Below are 2,947 nucleotides of genomic sequence, written 5' to 3'. Positions count from 1 at the left end.
GGGCCTTATCGCAGCCTGTCGAGGGATTTGATCAGTTTCTCATCTTTATAAATACCTCTTGCAGCAAGGAACAGGAGTATAATAATCACAATTGGTAAGAACGATGCCGGCAAATAGGAAGCGGTGGTAATGGAAACACCGCCGCTATTCAGTTTATTCGCTGTTTGCTGCACCACGTAATATTGATATGCCAGCGCTCCGAAACCAAAAAGAATGTTAAATATGGTAAGCCGGAACTGCAGTTTACGCTTCTTAAAAAGGAAGATAGTGACCAGGGCCAGCAGGATGATAACGACGTACAGTACAAACAGGAGATAGTTGCTGGAGGCGTTTACAGATTGTTTTACACTATTGGAAAGGGTTGCCCTCCACAGATCGAAAGACAGAGCAGCAGCGCCTGCGGCGGCAGCCAATAGCAGATAAAGACTCTGGATGCGTTGTATCATGATATTTACGAATGTTTAACGCTGTAAAAGTAAGTAAATTTAATGGTTAGCGGGTTTAATAATGAAGGGATATCCCACTATTTGGGTGGATGGCCTTATTTCAATACTTCGTATATTGCACGCCCAATAACAATCTTATATTTATATGGCAAAGAAACTGAATAAGCAGGATGCATTGGACTATCATGCAAAGGGCAGGCCGGGTAAAATAGAAGTGATACCTACAAAAGACACTAAATCACAGTGGGATCTTTCCCTTGCTTACTCCCCCGGAGTGGCAGAACCATGTAAAGAAATTTTCAACGACGTAGAAAACGTTTATAAATATACCGCAAAAGGTAACCTGGTGGGCGTTATCAGTAATGGTACCGCTGTATTGGGGTTAGGAGATATAGGCCCGGAGGCCGGTAAACCGGTAATGGAAGGGAAAGCGGTGTTGTTCAAGATATTCGCTGATATCGACGTATTTGATATAGAACTGGATGCAAAGGATCCGGATACCTTTGTGGCCGCTGTAAAAGCGCTGGAGCCCACTTTCGGGGGGATTAACCTGGAAGATATTAAAAGCCCTGAATGCTTTGAGATTGAAGACCGGCTCAGGAAAGAACTGAAAATTCCGATCATGCATGATGATCAGCACGGTACGGCCATCATTTCTTCCGCCGCATTGCTGAATGCGCTGGAGCTGGTAAAAAAGAAAATAGAAAAAGTAAAGATAGTGGTGAATGGTGCGGGAGCCGCTGCCATGGCTTGTGTGAAGTTGTACGTGGCGCTGGGCGCCAAACCGGAAAACTTTATCATGTTTGATAAAGATGGAGTACTGAACAAAGAGCGCCGGGATCTTTCAGAGAGACATCAGCAATTCACTACCAATACTAAAGTTAAATCGCTGACAGAAGCCCTGAAAGGTGCGGATGTGTTCCTTGGACTATCAGTAGGAAACGTGGTAACGGCAGAAATGATCAGGAGCATGGCTAAAAGCCCGATCGTGTTTGCGATGGCAAACCCCGACCCGGAAATTGCTTATGAAACGGCTATTTCGGCACGCCCGGATATTATTATGGCCACCGGCCGCTCCGATTATCCCAACCAGGTGAACAATGTATTGGGATTCCCCTATATTTTTCGCGGGGCGCTCGACGTGAGGGCCACGCAAATCAACGAGGCCATGAAACTTGCTGCGGTACGGGCTTTGGCCGATATGGCAAAGTCGCCGGTACCAGATATCGTGAACCTTGCCTATAATGAAAGGAATCTCTTTTTCGGACCAAAATATATCATTCCCAAGCCGCTGGATCCCCGCCTGCTTAGTACGGTAGCCCCTGCAGTGGCCAAAGCGGCCATGGACAGCGGTGTTGCACATAAACCCATCACTGACTGGGAAGCCTATAAAAATGAGCTGAATCACCGCCTGGGACTGGATAATCAGCTCTTCAGGATCATTGGTACCAAAGCCCGCCGTGACCCGAGGAAGGTGGTGTTTGCAGAAGCAGATAACCTGAAGGTGCTGAAAGCCGCACAGGTAGTGAACGATGAGGGGATCGCCCTTCCGATCCTGCTGGGTAACGAAGCGCGTATCCGTGAACTGATGCTGGAAAATGCCATCGAAATAGATGATGTGGTGATCATAGATCCGAAGAGCGAAGAGATGAAGGAAATGCGTCACCGCTTTGGTGATCTGTTCTTCCAAAAACGCCAGCGTAAAGGACTGAACCTTTATGAAGCGCGTAAAATTATGCGGGAACGTAACTATTTCGGTTGTATGATGGTGGAAACAGGAGAAGCAGATGCATTGATCTCCGGCCTCACACGCAAATACCCGGATACCATTCGCCCGGCGCTGCAGGTAATAGGTATGGAAGAAGGTGCAAAGCGTGTAGCCGGTATGTATATTATTCAAACCAAGCGCGGACCGTTATTCCTTGCAGATACCACCGTGAATTTTAATCCAACGGCAGAGGAAATTGCGGATATCACTATGATGGTGGCGAAGGAGGTGAAAAATTTCAACCTTACACCGCGTATTGCCATGCTGTCGTATTCCAACTTTGGCAGCAGCCAAACACCGGAAGCACAAACAATGAGCAAGGCCCGCGAAATTGTGAAGCAACGGGATCCATCCCTCATTGTAGATGGAGAGATCCAGGCAGCCATGGCTTTCAATAAGGAAATTCTGAAAGATAATTATCCGTTTACGGAATTACTGGAAGAAGAAGTAAATACACTCATCTTCCCTAACCTGGCCGCAGGTAATATTGCCTATAACCTGCTGCAGGAAGTTGCCGGATTTGATGCCATCGGACCTATCCTGCTGGGAATGAAAAAACCGGTGCATATCCTCCAGCTGGGAAGTACTGTAAGGCAAATTGTGAACATGGTAAACATTGCCGTGGTAGACGCCCAGGAAAAATGCTGCCGCGAAGCAAAGGACAGCAAAGGCAAGAAGAAGAAATGATCGCCGCGGGTTTTGTCTGACTCAGGATTAAACTGATTACGCTGAT

2 protein-coding genes are annotated in these 2,947 nt (G+C 47.0%); one reads left to right on the top strand and one right to left on the bottom strand.

Annotation, left to right across the window (positions count from 1 at the left end; all coding sequences use genetic code 11):
- Positions 1-5: 5 nt before the first annotated feature.
- Positions 6-446 carry a DUF4293 domain-containing protein gene (locus VN105_RS06250; protein WP_325638996.1) on the bottom strand — a complete coding sequence of 147 codons (441 nt, stop codon included), beginning with the start codon at positions 444-446 and terminating at the stop codon, positions 6-8.
- A 145-nt stretch (positions 447-591) separates the two neighbouring features.
- Here VN105_RS06250 and VN105_RS29865 point away from each other — a divergent pair, with 145 nt between their 5' ends.
- Positions 592-2,901 carry an NADP-dependent malic enzyme gene (locus VN105_RS29865; RefSeq protein ID WP_325638994.1) on the top strand — a complete coding sequence of 770 codons (2,310 nt, stop codon included), beginning with the start codon at positions 592-594 and terminating at the stop codon, positions 2,899-2,901.
- Positions 2,902-2,947 lie beyond the last annotated feature (46 nt).

The sequence above is a fragment of the Chitinophaga sp. genome (assembly GCF_035564935.1).
GTDB lineage: Bacteria > Bacteroidota > Bacteroidia > Chitinophagales > Chitinophagaceae > Chitinophaga.
Note: the sequence above shows the minus strand (reverse complement) of the source record. Positions and strands in the feature narration are given on the sequence as shown.

Bases quoted from the DNA above. Each gene is read 5' to 3' on its own strand.
- VN105_RS06250 (WP_325638996.1), bottom strand. From the start codon at position 446: ATGATACAACGCATCCAGAGTCTTTATCTGCTATTGGCTGCCGCCGCA.
- VN105_RS29865 (WP_325638994.1), top strand. From the start codon at position 592: ATGGCAAAGAAACTGAATAAGCAGGATGCATTGGACTATCATGCAAAG.